This window comes from Peribacillus sp. NPDC060253, assembly GCF_042727425.1.
In the GTDB taxonomy this organism is placed as follows: domain Bacteria; phylum Bacillota; class Bacilli; order Bacillales; family DSM-1321; genus Peribacillus.
In genome coordinates, this window is record NZ_JBHXAS010000045.1 from 17,045 (window position 1) to 37,102 (window position 20,058).

General features: G+C 36.2%; 15 protein-coding genes and 6 pseudogenes. 14 read left to right on the plus strand and 7 right to left on the minus strand.

Features of this window, described 5'->3' with window-relative positions; genetic code table 11:
* Position 1 precedes the first annotated feature (1 nt).
* The 3 genes from ACFWE9_RS13565 to ACFWE9_RS13575 all read right to left on the minus strand — a co-directional run bounded on the left by ACFWE9_RS13565 (position 2) and on the right by ACFWE9_RS13575 (position 1,649).
* Positions 2-640: an HD domain-containing protein gene (locus ACFWE9_RS13565; protein WP_377357189.1), complete on the minus strand. Its 639-nt coding sequence runs from the start codon at positions 638-640 to the stop codon at positions 2-4.
* 116 nt (positions 641-756) lie between these two features.
* Positions 757-1,293 (minus strand): LysR family transcriptional regulator substrate-binding protein, encoded by a 537-nt coding sequence (locus ACFWE9_RS13570; protein WP_377357191.1) that lies wholly within the window; start codon positions 1,291-1,293, stop codon positions 757-759.
* Between the two features lie 26 nt (positions 1,294-1,319).
* The gene (locus tag ACFWE9_RS13575; RefSeq protein ID WP_377357193.1) at positions 1,320-1,649 is read right to left on the minus strand and encodes a LysR family transcriptional regulator; all 330 of its coding nucleotides are present in this window, start codon (positions 1,647-1,649) and stop codon (positions 1,320-1,322) included.
* A gap of 558 nt (positions 1,650-2,207) precedes the next feature.
* Here ACFWE9_RS13575 and ACFWE9_RS13580 point away from each other — a divergent pair.
* Together ACFWE9_RS13580 and ACFWE9_RS13585 are read left to right on the plus strand one after the other, a co-directional pair.
* Positions 2,208-2,353: pseudogene (locus ACFWE9_RS13580) on the plus strand (IS110 family transposase); the annotation flags it as partial.
* Between the two features lie 594 nt (positions 2,354-2,947).
* A complete protein-coding gene (locus ACFWE9_RS13585; protein WP_377357195.1) occupies positions 2,948-3,559 on the plus strand; it encodes an FMN-binding negative transcriptional regulator in 612 nt (203 codons plus the stop codon).
* A gap of 105 nt (positions 3,560-3,664) precedes the next feature.
* Here ACFWE9_RS13585 and ACFWE9_RS13590 read toward each other — a convergent pair.
* Together ACFWE9_RS13590 and pdxR are read right to left on the minus strand one after the other, a co-directional pair.
* A pseudogene (locus tag ACFWE9_RS13590) lies at positions 3,665-3,883 on the minus strand (DMT family transporter); the annotation flags it as partial.
* A 95-nt stretch (positions 3,884-3,978) separates the two neighbouring features.
* A pseudogene (pdxR, locus tag ACFWE9_RS13595) lies at positions 3,979-5,363 on the minus strand (MocR-like pyridoxine biosynthesis transcription factor PdxR).
* 133 nt (positions 5,364-5,496) lie between these two features.
* Between pdxR and ACFWE9_RS13600 the strand changes: the two are divergent.
* The 4 genes from ACFWE9_RS13600 (at position 5,497) to ACFWE9_RS13615 (ending at position 8,618) form a co-directional block, all read left to right on the plus strand.
* Complete coding sequence (locus ACFWE9_RS13600) at positions 5,497-6,129, plus strand: FMN-binding negative transcriptional regulator (RefSeq protein WP_230156115.1); 633 nt, start codon at positions 5,497-5,499, stop codon at positions 6,127-6,129.
* A gap of 268 nt (positions 6,130-6,397) precedes the next feature.
* Entirely contained in the window at positions 6,398-7,036 is a 639-nt protein-coding gene (locus ACFWE9_RS13605; RefSeq protein ID WP_230155450.1) for a LysE family translocator, read from the plus strand.
* An 87-nt stretch (positions 7,037-7,123) separates the two neighbouring features.
* Positions 7,124-7,834 carry a B3/B4 domain-containing protein gene (locus ACFWE9_RS13610; protein ID WP_377357197.1) on the plus strand — a complete coding sequence of 237 codons (711 nt, stop codon included), beginning with the start codon at positions 7,124-7,126 and terminating at the stop codon, positions 7,832-7,834.
* A gap of 592 nt (positions 7,835-8,426) precedes the next feature.
* Positions 8,427-8,618, plus strand: coding sequence for a hypothetical protein (locus ACFWE9_RS13615; protein WP_377357199.1), 192 nt, complete (start codon positions 8,427-8,429; stop codon positions 8,616-8,618).
* A gap of 462 nt (positions 8,619-9,080) precedes the next feature.
* Here the strand turns inward: ACFWE9_RS13615 and ACFWE9_RS13620 are convergent, their stop codons facing one another.
* Complete coding sequence (locus ACFWE9_RS13620; protein WP_377357201.1) at positions 9,081-9,257, minus strand: small acid-soluble spore protein H; 177 nt, start codon at positions 9,255-9,257, stop codon at positions 9,081-9,083.
* A gap of 244 nt (positions 9,258-9,501) precedes the next feature.
* Between ACFWE9_RS13620 and ACFWE9_RS13625 the strand changes: the two are divergent.
* Positions 9,502-9,754 (plus strand): annotated as a pseudogene (locus ACFWE9_RS13625) (IS110 family RNA-guided transposase); the annotation flags it as partial.
* A gap of 14 nt (positions 9,755-9,768) precedes the next feature.
* On the opposite strand, the gene ACFWE9_RS13630 reads toward ACFWE9_RS13625, so the two are convergent.
* Positions 9,769-10,860 carry a GntR family transcriptional regulator gene (locus tag ACFWE9_RS13630; protein ID WP_230155456.1) on the minus strand — a complete coding sequence of 364 codons (1,092 nt, stop codon included), beginning with the start codon at positions 10,858-10,860 and terminating at the stop codon, positions 9,769-9,771.
* A 343-nt stretch (positions 10,861-11,203) separates the two neighbouring features.
* Here ACFWE9_RS13630 and ACFWE9_RS13635 point away from each other — a divergent pair, with 343 nt between their 5' ends.
* The 7 genes and pseudogenes from ACFWE9_RS13635 to ACFWE9_RS13665 all read left to right on the plus strand — a co-directional run.
* The gene (locus ACFWE9_RS13635; RefSeq protein WP_230155458.1) at positions 11,204-12,814 is read left to right on the plus strand and encodes a xylulokinase; all 1,611 of its coding nucleotides are present in this window, start codon (positions 11,204-11,206) and stop codon (positions 12,812-12,814) included.
* 22 nt (positions 12,815-12,836) lie between these two features.
* Positions 12,837-13,532, plus strand: coding sequence for an L-ribulose-5-phosphate 4-epimerase (locus ACFWE9_RS13640; protein ID WP_230155460.1), 696 nt, complete (start codon positions 12,837-12,839; stop codon positions 13,530-13,532).
* A gap of 51 nt (positions 13,533-13,583) precedes the next feature.
* Positions 13,584-15,008, plus strand: a complete 1,425-nt coding sequence (araA, locus tag ACFWE9_RS13645; protein WP_377357204.1) for an L-arabinose isomerase — start codon at positions 13,584-13,586, stop codon at positions 15,006-15,008.
* A gap of 246 nt (positions 15,009-15,254) precedes the next feature.
* On the plus strand, positions 15,255-16,649 hold the full coding sequence (locus ACFWE9_RS13650; protein ID WP_377357206.1) for a sugar porter family MFS transporter: 1,395 nt from the start codon (positions 15,255-15,257) through the stop codon (positions 16,647-16,649).
* Between the two features lie 286 nt (positions 16,650-16,935).
* Positions 16,936-17,979 (plus strand): aldose epimerase family protein, encoded by a 1,044-nt coding sequence (locus tag ACFWE9_RS13655; RefSeq protein WP_377357208.1) that lies wholly within the window; start codon positions 16,936-16,938, stop codon positions 17,977-17,979.
* Between the two features lie 430 nt (positions 17,980-18,409).
* Positions 18,410-18,569, plus strand: a pseudogene (locus ACFWE9_RS13660) (recombinase family protein); the annotation flags it as partial.
* Positions 18,570-19,293: 724 nt separating this feature from the next.
* Positions 19,294-19,512: pseudogene (locus tag ACFWE9_RS13665) on the plus strand (amino acid permease); the annotation flags it as partial.
* Positions 19,513-20,058: the final 546 nt, after the last annotated feature.

Sequence of the window (20,058 nt, forward strand, 5' to 3'; positions counted from 1 at the left end):
CCTATTCTGTCCATGGTGAATGCAAAATACAATCACAGAAATTTTTATTTTTATATTCCGGTCTAAAATATTCAATAATATCTTCCTTCATATTGCCAAAAGTAGTTTCTGGCTTATGCTTAAAGCCCTCATAAAACGCTGGAATAATGTCCTTCTTGAAATTGTTACGTGGGAAGGCTTTTATAATTTCTTCACGCAAGTCGTCAGGGAATTGTTCAAAACCATCTCCCATCACATCTAAACCAACACCTGAAAAGAGTAGTGCCACTTCAGACTCTTTATGTTCTGCAACGCCAGGTGTCGTATGTAACGCAATAGCATCCCATACAAGACGAATCGACTCATCTGGAATTTGATACTGCTGTAAAAAACTTCTCGCTGCATTTGCTCCATCTACTTCAAATCGTAAATCTGGACTACTGAATTTTTTTGTTAAGCCTAAATCATGGAATAATGCACTAACATATAGCAACTCTAAATCATAATTATGCTTCGTTTTTTTTCCGTTGACTGCACCAAATAAAAACACACGATTTGAATGATTCCACAACAAGTCGTCCCCATGCTCGCGTAAAATATCTGCTGCTTCTTTAGCCAATCGGGAATCTGGAATTTTAATACCTGCTACTTCTTGAGACATAATTGGAAATCCCCTTTACAATTTGATAGTTCTCGTCCTCATGAACTTGTATTCATTGTAAAGAGGAATTTATCATTTATCTATTCCTTCATTTCTATGATAATAATAGATAAAAACTATAATATAGAACGTTTCAAAGAAGTTATTTCATCTTTTTCTGTATGAAAACGTAGCCTTTCGATTTCACATAATAATAACTTAATATACTTACGTGCTGCATAATTGATAAAACAATTCTTTTTCATCACGAGATAAACAGCTCTAGTCAAAGATGGTTTTTCAATACGTTGGAAAAATAAATCCTCAGTATCATAAAATTCATATAATGTACGCGAAACAAAACTGCGGCCAACCCCATTTCGAACGAGCTTCAAGATAGATTCAATGCTAGACGTTTCGACAATAGGTTCTAACTGCCTGCCAACCTCAATACTCGTTTTATCAAGTATTTTTCTGCATTGATGGATATTTGGAAATAAAATAAGAGTACTGTCTAAAACATCGGAAAATGAAACCTTCTGATCTTCATTACTTTGATTACTAATCAGGTAAAATTCTTCATTATACAACTTCGTTACCAGCAACATATCATTGCGATTGAATTCAAAACCAATACCAAAATCAGCTTGATTCTCTAAAACAGCCTTTTCCACTTGATCCGTACTTTGAACAAACACTTTTATGTTCGGATATAATTGGTTAAATTTAATGCACAAGTAGCTACCAAATCAGTTATTTCTCCTGGTAACACAGCAATTTTCAATTCCCCGATTTCTACTTTTGTAAGGGCTTTAATTTGAGAAGATATACTTTGTAAGGAATTTTGAATATTCAATGCTTCTTGTTGTACAATTGCTCCCACCTTAGTAAGCTCTATCTTCTTACCAATACGGTTAAAAAGTGCATAGCCTACATCTTGTTCTAGCATTTTAATTTGATGGCTTAAAGTTGGTTGCGAAATACCTAATTTTTCAGCTGCTTTTGTAAAGTGTAGTTCTTTACTGACCATTAAAAAATATTCTAAATGTCTTAGTTCGATACTATTTCAATCCTTTCTAATGAAAATAATTATTTGCTATCTGTATGCTTCCAATAAAATAATCTAGTTATTAAGTTACTTTATTTGATGGAATTATTCCACATTTTGACCTGATTGCTGGATAAAAAAAACACCATTAGCAATCTGTTATTTTGGTTCATAAATAAGTTTCTAATTTTTCTGAACACACTTATTTTTGATTTGAAAGCAAAAATAAGTGCAAAATAACTCCTAAAGTGACAGCCTTAAAAGACAGCTCGGTTCTTGAAGCTATTGCACGAGTTCGTCATAAGATTTGCCGGATATTCTGGTTGACTTTTTTCTATAGGGTCATATTATAACTGTATTCGGGGTAGAACGTTCTACCCGCCGGACTTAATCCGTCAGCTAAACTGTTCATCCCCTACTTGTATAAACATGTTTCAGGCCTAGTTGGGACAACGATCCCGTTTAACAAGCGGACCTATGACATTACAAGGAGCCATTAGGGGATACCGGCTATTTTAATATTTTAGGCGGAGATAGAGTATGAATTTATTCATTGGTCTGGATTTTTAAAACGGGAAAGTCAGGTCCAAGCATATTTAGATAAAGGAAAACCATATCGTAAGAGCTTTAGTATCAAACACTCTGAAGGTTTAGATAGTTTATTAGAGTTCTTTCATGAAGTAGAGAGGTAAGCTGGTGGTCATCAACCTTCGGCTTCATTCCTTTCGAAATATTTTTTTATTATACCTAATAAAAAACAAGTCTGATGTCATCAGACTTGTTTTTAAGTTACTTTGCTTGTAAAACTTGTTGTGTATGTGATTACTTAACAGTGAAGAGTGGATCAACTTGGTATTAGAATATAGTAATAGCTTATTTTGTTGTTGAAGTTGTTAGTACTGCTAATATCATTATACTTCCAGTTTCATATTTTGTTCCATTAAAAGGCAAACGAATTATAAACTCATAATTGTCCCCATCCATAGGATGGAATTTATATTCAAGTTTACTTCACCACTTGATTTATAAGTGTAAGTAGAGCTTTAGTATTTTCGGAACAAAGAATACGATCAAGATCGGCAGATGTCTTAGGAGTGTTCTCTTGCTTTGCAACTTCAAATATATCTGTTGTTTGAAAAATTGTAATCTCCGTTGACATGTTAAATTATTAATAATTGTTCCTTTTTAGATGTCAGTTTACATTATAAAATATTTCATAAAATACTTAAAATTTGAGATAGCCGCAAATTACAAAGGCTTTATCAAGGAGGAGCTAAATCATGTATATACCTAACCATTTTCAACTCAAGGATGAAGAAAAAATTTATGATTTTATCGAAAAGTACAGCTTTGCCACTTTATTTTCTCAACACAATGGAGAACCATACGCTACCCATCTTCCACTCAAATTAAATAAAGGTGAAAGTGCTTTATATGGTCATTTTGCCCGCCCAAACGAACAATGGAAGGAAATAGAATACCAACAAGTTCTTGCGGTTTTCCAAGGTCCTCACTGTTATATATCTCCGTCTTGGTATGAAACAACGAAGGCAGTTCCTACTTGGAATTATGTGTCTATCCATGTATATGGAAAGATGGAGATTGTCGAAGATCAAAAAGTCATATTCGATTCTCTAAATGATCTGGTAAACAAATATGAAAGTCCAGATAGCCCATACAATTTAAAGGATGTAGATTCCAGATTTATCGAAGGAATGAGTAAAGGGATTGTAGCATTTAAAATAAAAATCACAAAAATTGAAGCGAAATCTAAATTAAGTCAAAATCACCCTGTGGAACGTCAAGAATTAATTATTAAGCATCTAGAAAACACTTCTCAACAAGATAATATACAAGTAGCATCTCTTATGAAGAAAAATTTACAAAAATAAAAGTTATTCGACTTTGTCTTGTTCAACTAATGTGGTAGATTTGTTAAATAATTAAGCCTAATTTTAGATGGAAATTAGGCTTTAAATTATCCTTCAATTTATTTATTAAGAAACAAGTTTTAGACCTCCAGTTGCACTTAATGCCATCCTAATAAAAACTAGCTCTTCCAATCTTTAGAATCTCCGTATAAAATCATTCCAAATATTGCTCCACCTGACGCACCAATTCCCGTCCATATTCCATAAGCTGTCCCCGTAGAAGTGTTTCCATGATAAAAATGTAAATCTTGCTCCAAATCCAATAACTAATAAGGCTAGAGATTTTTAAGGTCCCTATGAAGAATATTTTTGCAACACCAAACAACTCAAATAAAACAGGATAAAACACCTACAATCCGTTTGTTCAAAAAATTGTGGAGTTATTCTTTTAACCATGCCTTCTTTAAGAGTTTCACACCCACATCAATTTCATTTGAAGAAAGATTACTGAAACCTAGTTTAACCATTGGTCCGTCGGTGTTATTTTTAATGAAGTAGAGGGACGTAGGATACACCGTAACACCATGAAAGGAAGCTTGTTGAATTAACCATTCTTCTGAATGCTTCAGATGTACTTTGACTAATACGTACAGACCAGATTGTTCACCAATAATGGATATATTTTGAGCGAATTGCTCTTGTAATGCGGATACTAAGTGCTGCATTTTTCTTTTATAAACAAGGCGCATTCGTTTTATATGTCGACTCCATTCTCCCTCTTCCATTAGTTTGGCCATTGTAAGCTGGCTAAGAAGGGAGGTAGTAGCTTCAAAATGAAGAAACTGATTTTTAAAACGATTTAATAATGGCTGTGGCAAGACCATATAACTTAAACGAATTCCTGGAAGAAAGGACTTCGAGAAATTCCCTAAATAAATGACTCTTGCTGAATCAATGGAGGCAAGAGCAGGAAATGGTTTTTGTGTATAGCGAAATTCACTATCATAATCGTCTTCTATAATATATCCACGCATCTTGTTAACCCAATGAATAAGCATTTGCCGTTGTTGAATAGACATGCTTACTCCAATTGGACTTTGATGGGAAGGGGTTACATAGATTAATCGTGATTTCATTTGTTCTAATTGTGCAAGCTCAGCACCTGTTTCATAAACAGGCAAAGTTTCAAACATAAAACGATGGAATTGAAAGGCTTCCCTAGCACCGTCGTAACCAGGGTCTTCAACTATAATACTCTGGAATTCATCCTTCAGTATATGTCCAAGGTATACAAGCATTTGTTGGGTACTGCTTCCGATAATAATTGCATTTGCATTTGTTTTCACTCCGCGTGATTGAAATAAATATGTGGAGATTTGTTCGCGCAGGCATTCTTCCCCAAATGGTTCTCCGTATCGAAAGCTATCCTGTAATGTTAATACTTGATTAGCAATTCTCCTCCAAATTTTTAGTGGGAAATGTGCTTGATCAACGGCATCTGCCCTGAAATTAACTACCGGAGGTTTCTTGGACTCAGTCTGCTTTTTATTATAAGAGGTTAATGGCTCCTGAAATATTAGCGGTTCTAACTCATTTGCAAAATAACCTTTTCTGCCCTCTCCACGAATATACCCTTCAGCAACAAGTTGTTCATATGCCAGTAAAGTTGTATTACGGCTTACATGTAAGGAATCTGCAAGTTGACGAATGGAGGGTAATTGCTCATTCGCCAAAATGTCTCCTTGTTCAATATATATTTAAATTTCTCGTAGATTTGTTTGTATTTTGGGGAGTTATCATTAAAAGTAAAAATGGTATTATTCATTTGCATTCCCTCTGACATGTATATTTTTTTATTATTGTACCTTTTTTCATGTCAATTTGTATAATATTATTTTTCTATCGGATATTTATTTTTAATGCTTATATTTTTAAAAACTCAAATACAAGTTGAAAGGATGATTATTGTGTACATACCTAAGCAATATCGTATGAAAAATGAAGAAGCAGTTCAAATGATGAAGTCTAACCCATTTGCCTTAATGATTACTGTTGATGAACATCGTCCCTTGGCTACGCATATTCCTTTGGAAATTCGGGAAGATGAAGGGAAAATCTATGCGACTGGGCACATTGCATACGGAAACATGCAGAAAAAAACTTTAGACAATAATAGCGATGTGTTACTCATTTTTCAAGGGCCGCACGCTTACATTTCATCAAGTTGGTATCAGTGCGAAGAGGTTCCTACATGGGACTATCTAGCCGTACATGCGTATGGATCAGTACGTGTAATCACTGAAGACGAGCTGAAATCCTCTTTGGATACTATGCTTAAACACTATGAGTCTCACCGAGAAAATGGTCGAACCTGGGAAACGTTTGATCCAGAGTTGCTTAAGAGTGAAATGAAAGGAATAGTGGGTTTTGAAATTGAAATCACATCTATTCAAGCTGCAGCCAAAATGAGTCAGAATCGTAATAACACCGATTACAAAGCGATTATTACAGAGCTTGAAAAATCAAATGAACCTAGGGAATTTCAGGTTGCTCAATGGATGCGTGAGCAACGGAAAGGGTTAATTAAATGATTGGCCTCATTATTACGTTTTGGGTGGCACCCCTAAAAGCAAAAATGGTGTTTATCACTTTTTAAGGGAAAGTAAAGGTAAGTCAAAACCATTCCTTACACAGTCAAGAGCTCATTAAAAAAACAGTTGGAACAGAATCCTTTTCTAAATGAGTAACAAATCGCCTCCTTGATGAAAGCGAACCTTAAAAAAGTGTAACCTTGCTTTCACCATTCAAGGAGGAGCCCAATCAAATCATGTGCAAAAATACAACAAGGAGTTGCTTTTAATGGAGTTTTCAAATATTTGGCTATTTGTAATTACTGCAGCTACATTGTTAATAATACCTGGACCAGCTGTGTTGTATATTATGGCAAGAAGTATAGATCAAGGGAAGAAAGCGGGCCTAGTATCAGTTCTTGGTGTATCCCTTGGTGGTTCTGTTCACGTTTTAGCTGGAGCCATTGGAGTTTCTGCGATCCTTATGACATCAGCAACAGCCTTTAATATCGTTAAATACTTGGGTGCTGCTTATCTTATCTATCTGGGGTGTAAGACTTTATTTGCTACATCTGATAGAGCGACTTTAGAAACTCCAAAAGCCCCTCGTAAAAAGTTAGTAAAGATATTTTACGAATCAGCGCTCGTAGAAGTAATGAATCCTAAGACAGCACTCTTTTTTTTAGCTTTCTTTCCGCAATTCATATCACCTTCTGCCGGATCAGTCACAATACAATTTTTACTTTTAGGAACTATATTTATTATCCTAGCTTTTATTAGTGATGGTCTGTATGCAGTTCTTGCAGCAAGTATTAGAAAGCGGATTCTGGGTAGTAAAAAGAATTCAAAGTTACAGAATCGGGTAACTGGTTATTTATATATTGTTCTAGGGGTATTCTCCGTCTTTGCGAGCCCCTCCAAAACATAAGAATGTTACGATGAAATTTATCGTATTGTTACACAACAAATAGCGATTCTACTAAGACAATAAGTAAAATGAATGGAGAGATATTTTATGCCTAGATTTATCATTGAAGATGATTTTTGGTCGTTATTCCCTCATGCAAAAATAGGCACCGTTATTTGCCAGGGGATTGATAATTCAATAAAGGACGTTGAATTCTACGAAAAGCTGCTGAGGGAGGCAGAGAAAGAAGCACATAAATTTCTCAAAATGGAAGAATTCAGTAGTAATCCAGTCATATTTGTTTGGCGAGAAGCTTTTCAGAAATTCAAGACAAAGAAAGGGGCAAGGTGCTCCATTGAAGCTTTATTAAAAAGAGTGAAAAATGGCAATCATATCGGAACAATAAACCCGCTTGTTGACATCTATAATTCAATTTCATTGCGTTATGGGCTTCCATGTGGCGGAGAAGATATCGACACTTTTGTAGGCGATATTCGGCTAACGCAGGCAAATGGTAACGAACCGTTTATCCCGTTGGGAAATGATGAAAATGCTTCACCATATGAAGGTGAAGTTATTTATAAAGATGATGACGGTGCAATATGCAGATGCTGGAATTGGCGTGAAACTCTGAGGACGATGCTAACAGAAAATACGAAAAATGCATTCCTCTGTATTGAATTAATAGATGAAACAAGAAGTGATGAGTTTCATATGGCGCTTAAAGTATTGGCTGATTTAGTGTCACATAAACTTGGTGGTATTGTGAAGATTGAAGTGTTAGATATTAATAATAGGGAAATTACAATCTTTGATTAGTCAAATAGCGTTTAAAAATGATATTTTGTTCTGGGGATGTTTGGAATTAGATTCAAAGTACGATTTATCCAATGTTTTCAAAACAGACAAGATTTAAGATAAGTGACAAATGTATCTTCTTGAATCCAACTATGAAACCCGTATATTCATGAATCGCGTTACTTCATAACATCAGAAGTAGATAACTAGATTTCTAGATTATAACCCTATTCAACAAGAGGGGAGTAGTTTTTAAATATTAAATCCCAATTTCTTATTTATAATACTGTGAGATTGGGATTTAACACAGAAGTATCCTTAACGTTGTTAATCTGCTTTTCTGGTGGCATCCCATATAGAAAAGAAGCACTGATCCTGCTTTAGTTAACAATTGACGGAATTAGATCATTTTTTTAGATTTTTTAAAAGAGATTGAAGAAGTGGCAGGGCAGATGCCTATGTCATTTTAGAATCTACAGGGCATTGCCACTGTTATTCAATACTTGGAGGAACAAGGAAGAGTTTCGAGATTCCTCAGGAATATTCACTAGATATTAATGGTGGATACGACTTAATTTAATATAGTTTGGGGACGTTAATTGCGGATATAGTTTTGCAGATTCTTTCCTGGATGGCTGAAGAAGATCGGGACCGGATTCGAAAACGGCAGCAAGAAGGAATTGATGTCGCTGGGCAAAATGGCACAGTTTTTGGCCGACCAAAGGTCATGATAGTCATGATAACTGAAGATTATAAAGAAGCGTATGCTCACTGGAAATCAAAAGAGATTATAGTAATAGAATAAATACAAGAAATCGGAATCAAAAAGACTAACTTTTTATAAGAAGTTAGGGAGTATAAAGATAAATTATAGTTTAGCCTATAAGCCCCCTTAAAACTACTACAATACTGTGCTGCCCAGGTTCATCAAAAATCAGCATTCCTGAATGGTTCCCAGCATATGCATTTGAAGTTTGTAATAAAGCTATTGTAAATGCCCAAATTCTTCTTATATGGTCACTAGCAGACGAGTCAAATTTCATATCAAAATTCTCTATAGTTGGCATGTATGTATCATTTGATATTTGTACTTTATTTATATCTAGGGAGCTTCAGGAATCCACCAGGAAAGAGGTGGCAAAGAGATATAGTGTAGACTTAAACAAGGGGATAGATTGTTAAAGAAGATGGTCAATGAACTTAATCTAACATGAAACCACCAGCCCAAGGTGGAAGTTTATTAATGTATTGAGGAAATATTGACAAATTACTGTTCTTTTAAGCTGGTTACAGAAACACTCTGTTTTTTATTTGGTTCATCAAGGGAATGGATTGAAGCTGTTCCATTTTGTTCATCTACGTGCTCGATGTAGATACTTCTCTCGTTGTAGGTTACATTAGCCATAATTGGCGAAGAAGCAATTTCTTCTGTTCGTTTAGCCACCTCACTTGGTTTGGAACAGTTATAATATTTGTTCCAATTTCCTTAGATGATACTTGTTTTATTAAAATACTTCCAAGAACCCTTACACCCTTACTGAACTAATAGGTGCATACTTCAAAAAGGGAGGTTGCTGAGGCAGCCATTCCTGTAGTTCGTTATTTTTTAGCTTTGAAAAAAATAGGGCTCCTCAGTAAGATATGAGTAAGACACCACTCTAACTCAAAACCTTAGGAGGAACCCTAATATGAAGTTTAAAATGCAAGAAAAACAAAATCAACTAATCGAGAGAATTTCCGATAAACACCTTGTAGTTAGAGTGGATATTGCCCAACAATTACATGTGGCTAGAGCAGTGAACTTCCGTGGAATTGTAGTCGTAGACCCACTTGCATTTGAAAATAATGAAGATGGATTTGCTGGTTTATTAAAATGGATGGATAAGCCTTCAAAGATTTAATAAACTGGAGGCAGCCATTGTGGGAATGGAGCCTACAGGCATCACACACTAAGATTATTGTATTTCTAACTCTTTGACAGTTTCGCCTTCAATTAACACTGGTTGATAATAGGTTTCGTTTGGTAAATCCTTCTTTCCTTGTAATTTCTTAATGACCCAATCAGCTGCATCATGTCCCATTTGTTCTTGTGGGTGTGTCAATGTCGTTAGTTTGATATTAGCATTTTTCGCAATATAAGAATTGTCCTGGCCAATAATTGATAATTGTTCGGGAATAGAAATATCAAGTTGTCTGCATACATTTGCTACTTCCAACCCTACCTCGTCGTTATAGCAAACAATGGCAGTCAACACGTCTCTGTTTTCATTTAGGAACCCTTTCAAGTTCGTGTATAGGTCTAGCTTCGTTTCTGTAGTATACGAAAGCAATTGCTCTGGTTGAAAGCGTAATTTGGCTTCTCCCAGTGCTTTTATATATCCCTTCATTCGATACTTTCCTTGTAAATCATCCATTTTCGAAATGAGTCCAATTTGGGTGTGTCCTTTCGAAATCAATTCTTTTGTTGCGAGGTAGCTTGACTGCACATCATCTAGGCAAAAGAAAGGAACCTCTAATTCTTCATAATAAGCGTTGATCATGATGAATGGAACCTCTTGTTCCTTAAACAATAGGTAGTAAGCGATGTTGGGATTGTAAAGATTGCTTTTTGTAGGTTCAATAATCAAACCATCCACGCCAAATGACAACATCATTTCCAAGGCTTTTTTTTCTTGTTCGACATCATTATTTGTACTGGCTAATAGTAACGAATAATTATCTTCATTCAATCTTCTTTCAATTCCGCGGATAATAGAAGGGAAAATGTAATCAGAAATGTAGGTCGTGATTACACCGATCGTTTTATTTTTGGAATTGCCACCATATTTTGATTGATATTGGTTACTAACATATGTGCCAGATCCTTTTTCACTTCTTAAGAATCCCTCGTTTGATAATTCTAAAATGGACTTTCGTACAGTGTGTCGGCTAACGTTGTACATTTCTTGCATGACTGTTTCAGTAGGAATTTGTTCCCCTACACTAAATTCACCTGTAAGGATTTTATTTTTTAAATCATCAATGATTACCTGATACTTTGGTTTCATTAAACCTCACTTCTTTCATAGTTGTTTGCATTCTAATTTATTTGCTTAAAATATTTGTGCGGACATATTTTAACATGATTTTAAATAAATTAAAACAAATCACCTGAGTTTTTTGTATAAATTATTGAAAAGTTATAAATTCTGCCTATTTACCATTTAGGTTTTATGTCATATAAATTCCTTTATTACTAATTTTAAGGTGAGGATGGAGGATATCTCTTAAAAGTTGTAAGTATAAATAATATTGACTGTTGACAAATGTACGTACAAAAAAATATAATATGGTCGTAAATAAATTTAAGCGCCTCCTTTTATTGAAAGCGCTGTCAGGAGGGGGATTAACGTGCAAACCACTATATTAAAAAATAAACAAGCGATTACCGAGGGAGAAACTTCACTTGGAATCGAATTTGGATCCACACGTATTAAAGCGGTGTTGATTGATAATCGTTATGAAACAATCGCATCTGGAAGTTATGAGTGGGAGAACCTCTTGGAAGATGGAATTTGGACGTACAACTTAGTGGATATTATCACTGGTCTGCAAACAGCTTATAGTGAAATGAAGCAAGAAGTTGAACGAAATTACGGAATTACAATTCGAAAGATAGGTTCTATTGGATTTTCTGCAATGATGCATGGGTATATGGCTTTTGACAGTACAGGGGAGCTACTTGTTCCGTTTCGAACTTGGCGTAACTCAACAACTGGTGTTGCAGCAAAAGAATTAACTAATCAATTTCAATTTAATATCCCTGAACGATGGAGTATTGCTCACCTTTATCAAGCAATATTAAATGAAGAGAAACATTTGCCTCGCATTGATTGTATTACGACTTTGGCTGGATACATTCACTGGTTATTGACTGGTAATAAAGCAATTGGAGTTGGAGATGCTTCAGGCATGTTCCCAATTGATGAATCAACGCAAGATTACAATGAATCAATGGTCAAGCAGTTTGACGATTTAATTGCGACGAAAGGTTATCCTTGGAAGCTAAAAGAGATTCTTCCTAAAGTATACATTTCAGGCGAGCAAGCGGGTGAATTAACCGAAATTGGAGCGAAAATCCTGGATAGATCAAGAAATTTACAACCAGGCACTCCAATTTGCCCACCAGAAGGCGATGCTGGAACTGGAATGGTTGCTACGAATAGTGTGAGGAAACGTACTGGAAACGTATCAGTAGGAACTTCTGTTTTTGCCATGATTGTACTAGAGAAAGAACTTTCAAAAGTATATCCAGAAATTGATTTGGTAACTACACCAAACGGAAGTCCAGTTGGAATGGTTCACGCGAATAACTGTTCAAGTGATCTCAATGCTTGGCTGGGATTGTTCCGTGAATTTTCTGAGGCAATGGGACAAAAGGTTGATACAAATAAATTATTTGAAGTAATGTTGAATAAGGCTTTGGAAGCGGATCCAGATGGTGGCGGTTTGCTTAGCTACGGTTATTTCTCAGGTGAAAATATCACAGGATTAGAAAAAGGGCGACCATTATTTGTTCGTTCGCCTGAGAGTCATTTCAATTTAGCAAACTTCATGCGGACTCACCTATTTACTGCTTTCGGTGCTTTGAAAATCGGAATGGGTATTTTGACAAAGGAAGAAAATGTTGCAATTGATCGTATTTTGGCTCATGGTGGTTTATTTAAAACTCCTCTTGTTGGACAAAAAATTGTTGCCGCTGCATTGAATACTCCAGTATCAGTTATGTCAACAGCAGGAGAAGGCGGCGCGTGGGGAATGGCGATTCTTGCATCTTACATGATGAATAAAGATCAAAAAGAAAGTTTAGAAGACTTCCTCGACAAAAAAGTATTCGAAGAGGTTGATGGGCAAGAAATTTATCCTGATCAAGTAGATGTTAAAGGATTTGAAGCATTTATTGAAAGATACAGGAAGGGTTTAGTGATTGAGCAGGCCGCTGTAGACAATTTGATGTTATGAGTGGAAAACTGGAGGGATTGACGTGTTAGAACAACTGAAAGAAGAGGTATTTCAAGCAAATTTGGACTTGCCTAAATATGGACTCGTGAAATATACATGGGGAAATGCAAGTGCCATTGCTCGTGAAAGTGGTTTATTTGTTATCAAACCTAGTGGTGTTGATTATGACACGATGAAAGCAAGTGATATGGTTGTTGTTGATTTAGATGGCAATGTTGTTGAAGGAGAGATGAGGCCTTCATCAGATACAGCGACACACGCAGTACTTTATAAGTATTACCAAGAAATCGGCGGCATTGTGCATACTCATTCAACTTGGGCGACAATCTGGGCTCAAGCAGGCCTTGATGTTCCAGCGATGGGGACCACTCATGCAGACACATTTTACGGATCCGTCCCATGTGCCCGCTACCTAACACAAGAGGAGATTGATCGTGGGTACGAAGTGGAGACTGGGAAGTTAATCATCGAAACATTTGAAGAGCGTGGGTTAGACATTTTAGCCGTTCCTGGTGTCTTACTTCATGGTCATGGTCCGTTTACTTGGGGCAAAGATGCAAAATCCGCCGTAATGAATAGTGTGGTGTTGGATGAAGTTTCGAAAATGAATTTATTTACACGGGAATTAAATCATTTTGCAAAAGAATTACCACAAAATATTTTGGATAAACACTATTTACGAAAACATGGAAAATATGCTTATTACGGTCAAAAATAAGATCAACTCTATCAAATTATTAAACCATTAGATTAAGAAAAGAGGATTATTATGTTAACAACAGAAAAAAGGGAATTTTGGTTTGTCGTAGGATCACAACATCTATATGGGGAAGAAGCGTTAGCAGAGGTCAAGGCGCATGCACAAACGATAACCGATGCATTAAATGAAAGCGGTATTTTACCTTATCCACTTGTATTGCAAGATTTAGCTGTTAGTGCAGATAAAATCACAAGCATCATGAAAGAAGTCAACTATCGTAACGAAGTTGCCGGTGTCATCACTTGGATGCATACTTTCTCACCTGCAAAAATGTGGATTCGTGGAACAAAATTATTACAAAAACCATTGCTTCATTTAGCTACACAATTCAATGAAAGTATTCCTTGGGCAACGATTGATATGGACTTTATGAACCTAAATCAATCCGCTCATGGTGACCGTGAATATGGTTTTATCAATGCACGTTTGAAAAAACAAAATAAAGTTGTTGTAGGTTATTGGGAGCGCCCTGAAGTGCGTCAGCAAATTGCACAATGGATGGACGTAGCGGTTGCTTATAACGAAAGCTTTAACATTAAGGTCGCTCGCTTTGGAGACAACATGCGTAACGTTGGAGTAACCGAAGGGGATAAGGTTGAAGCGCAAATCCAATTTGGGTGGACAGTTGACTATTTTGGAATCGGAGACCTTGTTCAATATGTAAATGCGGTTACTGATGAAGAAATTGATGCTTTATTTGCAGAATACGAAGGCCTTTATGAATTTGATTATGGTACCTACAGTAGGGAAGATTGGGAGAAAAGCGTAAAGGTACAGGCAAGCTATGAAATTGCGATTAAACGTTTCCTTGATGATGGTGGTTACACGGCCTTCACAACGAACTTCGAAGATTTATATGGGATGAAACAACTTCCTGGTCTTGCCGTCCAACGTTTGATGGCACAGGGATATGGCTTTGCGGGTGAAGGAGATTGGAAGACGGCAGCACTTGATCGCTTACTGAAAGTGATGAGCCATAACCAATCAACTGGCTTTATGGAAGATTACACATATGAATTAGCTGCTGGACAAGAATCAATCCTTCAATCACATATGCTTGAAGTCGACCCATCTTTAGCAAGTAACAAACCAAAAATTGTCCTATCTCCATTAGGTATAGGTGATCGTGAAGATCCAGCTCGCTTAGTATTCGACGGCAAAGCAGGGGACGGTGTCGTTGTTTCCATGGCTGACTTTGGTACAAACTATAAACTTTTGATTAATGAAGTTTCTGCATTTGAGCCAACTGTTCCAGCACCAAACCTTCCAGTGGCCCGTGTACTTTGGGAAGTGAAGCCAAACTTCCAAGATGGAGTGAAAGCTTGGCTTGAGAATGGTGGCGGTCACCATACAGTTGTTTCATTGAATTTAACAACAGACCAAATCATAACCTATGCAAAACTTGTTGGCTTGGAATACGTAGTTATTAAGTAATGTCTCTCCCCTCCAAGGAGGCTGTGCTTCCTTGGAGGGAAAAAATAGGTAATCCAGAAGTTGTAGACTGGAAATGGTAACCATTAGTATGGTCCCTTTAATCGTAAGCGTGTTCGTGGTTTTTAGGGAAAAGATGAAAGCGTTTTAATAGCAGAATAACGACACAGAATTCATCCTAATAAATAATTTTTAGTAGTGGGATTTTTTAAGGAAATATAATTTCAAAACCTTGAGGAGGGAATTTTAATGGTTAATGGAAAGAAAATCTCAAGTGGATTCATTTATTTTTTTGGGGCTTTTGGAGGCATTCTCTTCGGTTATGATATCGGCGTTATGACGGGTGCTTTGCCTTTTCTGCAACATGATTGGAACCTTCAAAACAACCCTGGTGCTATTGGCTGGATTACCTCTTCGTTGATGTTTGGAGCTATATTTGGAGGTGCGCTGGCCGGACAACTTTCTGATCGTTTAGGACGGCGCAAAATGATTTTAATATCTTCTATCATTTTTGCTGTTGGATCCATTTTGGCAGGAATATCCCCTCATAATGGGATCCTTTTTATGATTGTTGCCCGGATTTTATTAGGGTTGGCTGTTGGTGCTGCATCTGCATTGGTCCCAGCCTATATGTCGGAAATGGCGCCAGCACGTTTACGTGGACGTCTGTCAGGAATTAATCAAACAATGATTGTCTCTGGAATGTTGCTTTCGTACATTGTCGCTTATTTATTGAAAGACTTACCAGGAACAATGGCATGGCGATTGATGCTTAGTTTGGCTGCCGTACCTGCTTTGATCTTATTTATTGGAGTGTCAAGGTTACCCGAATCACCACGTTTTTTAATTAAAAACAATAAAATTGATGAAGCTCGTAAGGTGTTGGGATTTATTCGCTCTAACAAAGAACAAATTGATTCTGAAATAACACAAATTCAAGAAACTGTTAAAGAGGAAGCAAAGGTAAATCAAAAAGCATCATGGGGTACACTTTTAAGTAATAAATACCGTTATTTAGTAATTGCTGGTGTGGGTGTTGCTGCGTTTCAACAATTCCAGGGCGCAAACGCAATTTTTTATTATATTCCTATGATTGTGGAAAAAGCAACAGGGCATGAAGCCAGCTCAGTATTGATGTGGCCAATTATTCAAGGGGTTATTCTCGTACTAGGTTCATTAATATTCCTTATGATTGCTGATAAATTTAATCGCCGTACTTTATTAACAATAGGTGGAACTATTATGGGGCTATCCTTTATTTTGCCGGCAATATTGAATTTATTAATTCCTAATGCAAATCCGATGATGATGGTTGTCTTTTTAAGTATCTATGTAGCACTTTATTCATTCACGTGGGCTCCTTTAACTTGGGTCATAGTTGGAGAAATTTTCCCGCTGGTAATTCGCGGGCGTGCGTCAGGATTAGCTTCATCATTTAACTGGATTGGTTCTTTCTTGGTTGGATTGCTATTTCCAATCATGATCGCTTCGATGTCTCAAGAAGCTGTTTTTGCAATCTTTGGTGCTGTTTGTTTACTTGGTGTTTTATTTATCCGGACATGCGTTCCTGAAACTCGAGGTCATACTTTGGAGGAAATTGAAAAAATTGGAGAAAGTAAACATGCTAAGGGAAAAAGTGCTTAAATTAGACCTATGAGATTTGGAGCAGAATTCAAAGAAGATATACACAAATAGGAGAGTTAAGCATGCATTTTAAATCAGGGGGGCATAAGGGAAAATACTTCTGTAATTATGATCTACACATACACATCATGAACATGTTGATTTACTAATATGATTCCCTTTCTTAAGGCCGAAGTTGCTACTTCGGCTTTTCAACTATTAAAATGTTTGCTGAACTTTTTGTGCAATTCATGGTGTTATAGCTTTTATTTATATGAAGGAATTTAATAGGGAGGAGCCGTAAAAAATGAAAACATCACAAAGCTCGTTTGGAAATGAAGTCTTGCTGTTTACTATAGAAAATGATCATGGAGTAAGAATAGAAGTTACAAACTTTGGTGCAAGAATCGTCAATCTGTTCGTCCTAACGGAAACGGGTCGTAATAATATCGTATTGGGATTTGACTCGATTGAGGATTACAAAAAAGAAACATATTATGGAGCAACAATAGGAAGAGTCGCTGGAAGAATAAAAAATGGCCAATTTTCAATTGGTGAATCACGTTACCAAACATCTGTAAATCAATTAGGAAATACATTACACGGTGGCAACCCTGGATTCGATGAAAAAATCTGGGATTATGAAGTGAAGGAGACGGATGAAAGTGCATCGATCATCTTTTCAACCCACTCACCTGATGGCGAGAATGGTTTTCCGGGGAATTTGAAAGTAAGTGTGACTTATACATTAGACAACTTAAATATTTGGTCAGTCAGCTATCAAGCAACTAGTGATAAAGACACAATTTTTAATCCGACCAATCACGTCTATTTTAACTTAACAGGGCATCCCAGCAATCCAATCGATGATCATTTCTTACAAATCTTTTCTGAAGAATTTGCACCAGTAAATGACGATACCACGGTAACTGGGGAAAAGCGAAGCACAATTGGCACGCCTTATGATTTTCGAACCCCAAAGAAATTAAAATCAACCTTTGAAGCAATTGACGCAGAAGTTAAAAAGGTTCGAGGAATCGATCATCCATTCTTCCTTATTTGCTCAGGACTTCATCAAACTGCAGCCAAATTAATTAGTCCTGACCAGAAAATAACAGTCGAGGTATACACAGAAGAGCCTGCGGTTGTCATTTACACTGCAAACTTTGTGAAAGGTGTGCCACTCATGCACGGAGAAAAATTAATTCAACACGGCGGAATAACGTTTGAAACCCAAGCTGCTCCAGGAGCGATTGAGTTTGAAGATTTTGGAGATATTCTTCTTTTAGCAGGCGAAAATTATACTTCCCAAACAAAATACAAAATTGAGGTCAGGACCCCACTCAGCTGAGGTTTCCAGTTATTGTGTTAAAGCGTTGAATAGGTGCATTTGGTTTCGATAATTTTACATCGATTCGGCTGCTAGTTAGGATCAACATCCGGTGCCTGTAAGAGCGATCGAGCATAGCTCTACATATAGCGGGTGGGATTCCCGCCGAATAAGAGTTAGCCACTCACTCGAACAGAGTTTTGGAGGATAGAGGATAACTTATATCTTTAAGCGTAAACAGTTAGATAGAGGGCCGTAAACTACGGTTAAAGGTAAGCCCCTATTTAAACAGTACATATTCTATACGTAGCACCTCCTGATACGATACTTGTATCAAAGGAGGTGCTTTTCCAATGCCTCAACAAAAATTAACGATTGTCCCCGTTACATTACATGCCGAAAATAAAAAAATCTTTACGATGACCGAGAACAATATCAATTATTAAAACGGGTGATCCGGAAAGGGGATGTCCTTTATATTCATTCACTCGATCGTTTTGGACGAAACAAGGAAGAAATTCTACAAGGATGGAAATTACATCACGAAAAATATTCAGGCAGATAAAGTTGTAAGGGATATGCCTTTGTTAGACACCACCCAATTTAAGGATATGAAGATGTTTATATACTTAAATGGAAAAACCCAAATTAAGGTCATAACTTTGATTTATATAATAATCTCAATGAGTTTTAGCTAGTGAAAACAAAATAATATAAGGAGTGGAGAATATATCACAATACTATAATGGAAAATGTAGAGGAGCCAAAAACCGGATTGTTACTACTAGAAAAAGCGAAGAATTTACTCTTAAGTACTACCTTTCGGGAATGGTAGGGATATTTTAGTTATTTTGTATTTTATGCACACTTTATGAATTAATTTGTATTGATAATGTAAAATTAGGTAAATATGTGTGTCACTTAAAGATGTTAAAATTATAAAAAAGAGATTTTATCGGGGGAGAAAATGAAAAAAATAATAGCATCTTTTGTAGTGTCTGGATTGTTACTATCAAATCCGTTGGTTAGTAATGCTGCATTGGGCGATCGTACATTAAAAAGTGGAATGACTCATACAGAAGTAAAACCCCTATCCTTGAGGAGTAATGCTAATCTTTTATAGATAATGGGTAATGATATGGCTATGAAATCCTAAGAATTCTAGAGCAAACGTGAGATTGTGCTTAGTTTATTGAAGGAGATTAGTTCATTAAAGGAGATAAGGATTTTAATAACTCATTTATGAATTGAATAATTGGATTTGAGTCAATATTTTGGACACTAAAAAGTGGAGTTAGTATAGGTCTAAGCAAAATTCGTAAGTTAAAGCAGGAGAAACATCCGTTCAAAATGTCGTTGGCCCCTTACAGTAACTATGCAACAATTGCCTTTTTACTGATGGTTCTGGTTGGTATGTGGTTCAATCCCAGTACCCGGACTTCCTTGGTTGTCGGGATCGTTTTCCTAGCCTTGGTCGTAGCAAGTTATTACATGGTGAAAATGGATAAACGAACACCATTGGATGTTAAATCCGATGATGATATTTCCAGTTAAGAAGCCTCGTGCCATTTCAATAAAAAGATGAGTGATACGAGTTATTCTATTATAAGGATTTAGGGACATCATCTTGTTTAAGGAAATTTAATCTACGTTCATCACTCTAGCTATGCCGAGTGTGTTTCACATTAGTTAAATATAATAGACACTAATTAAAGTTGTGCATAAATTGTGGACAAAACAAAGAGAGATAAAGAGAGATCTTCATCCCTCAGGTATTTTCCCCAACTTGTGCATGGCTTTGTTTTGAGGAAGAAAAGAACAGATATTGTAGAAAAATGCTCAATAAAGGTATGGAGTATTCCAAGTATTTCCTCTGTTAGATCATAAGATTTTAACTAACTGGTTCATTACTTCAATGTAAATGTTGTTGGGATATAATTTGTAAAATATGAACGGTTTATTTTGCCATATAAGCTCTTGAAGATTTTTAAGTATAATGTTAAAGAGAAATGATTTTATTGATGTAGCATGTGTTGTGGAAATCGAATGTTTGTTTTTTGAACTTTAATTCACCTAATTTTTTCAAATTAAAATGAATAT

What these genes read in the sequence shown, in the direction of transcription:
- ACFWE9_RS13565 (WP_377357189.1), bottom strand. Translation starts at nt 640, where the DNA reads ATGTCTCAAGAAGTAGCAGGTATTAAAATTCCAGATTCCCGATTGGCT.
- ACFWE9_RS13575 (WP_377357193.1), bottom strand. Translation starts at nt 1,649, where the DNA reads ATGGTCAGTAAAGAACTACACTTTACAAAAGCAGCTGAAAAATTAGGT.
- ACFWE9_RS13585 (WP_377357195.1), top strand. Translation starts at nt 2,948, where the DNA reads ATGTATATACCTAACCATTTTCAACTCAAGGATGAAGAAAAAATTTAT.
- ACFWE9_RS13600 (WP_230156115.1), top strand. Translation starts at nt 5,497, where the DNA reads ATGATTATTGTGTACATACCTAAGCAATATCGTATGAAAAATGAAGAA.
- ACFWE9_RS13605 (WP_230155450.1), top strand. Translation starts at nt 6,398, where the DNA reads ATGGAGTTTTCAAATATTTGGCTATTTGTAATTACTGCAGCTACATTG.
- ACFWE9_RS13610 (WP_377357197.1), top strand. Translation starts at nt 7,124, where the DNA reads ATGCCTAGATTTATCATTGAAGATGATTTTTGGTCGTTATTCCCTCAT.
- ACFWE9_RS13630 (WP_230155456.1), bottom strand. Translation starts at nt 10,860, where the DNA reads ATGAAACCAAAGTATCAGGTAATCATTGATGATTTAAAAAATAAAATC.
- araA (WP_377357204.1), top strand. Translation starts at nt 13,584, where the DNA reads ATGTTAACAACAGAAAAAAGGGAATTTTGGTTTGTCGTAGGATCACAA.
- ACFWE9_RS13650 (WP_377357206.1), top strand. Translation starts at nt 15,255, where the DNA reads ATGGTTAATGGAAAGAAAATCTCAAGTGGATTCATTTATTTTTTTGGG.
- ACFWE9_RS13655 (WP_377357208.1), top strand. Translation starts at nt 16,936, where the DNA reads ATGAAAACATCACAAAGCTCGTTTGGAAATGAAGTCTTGCTGTTTACT.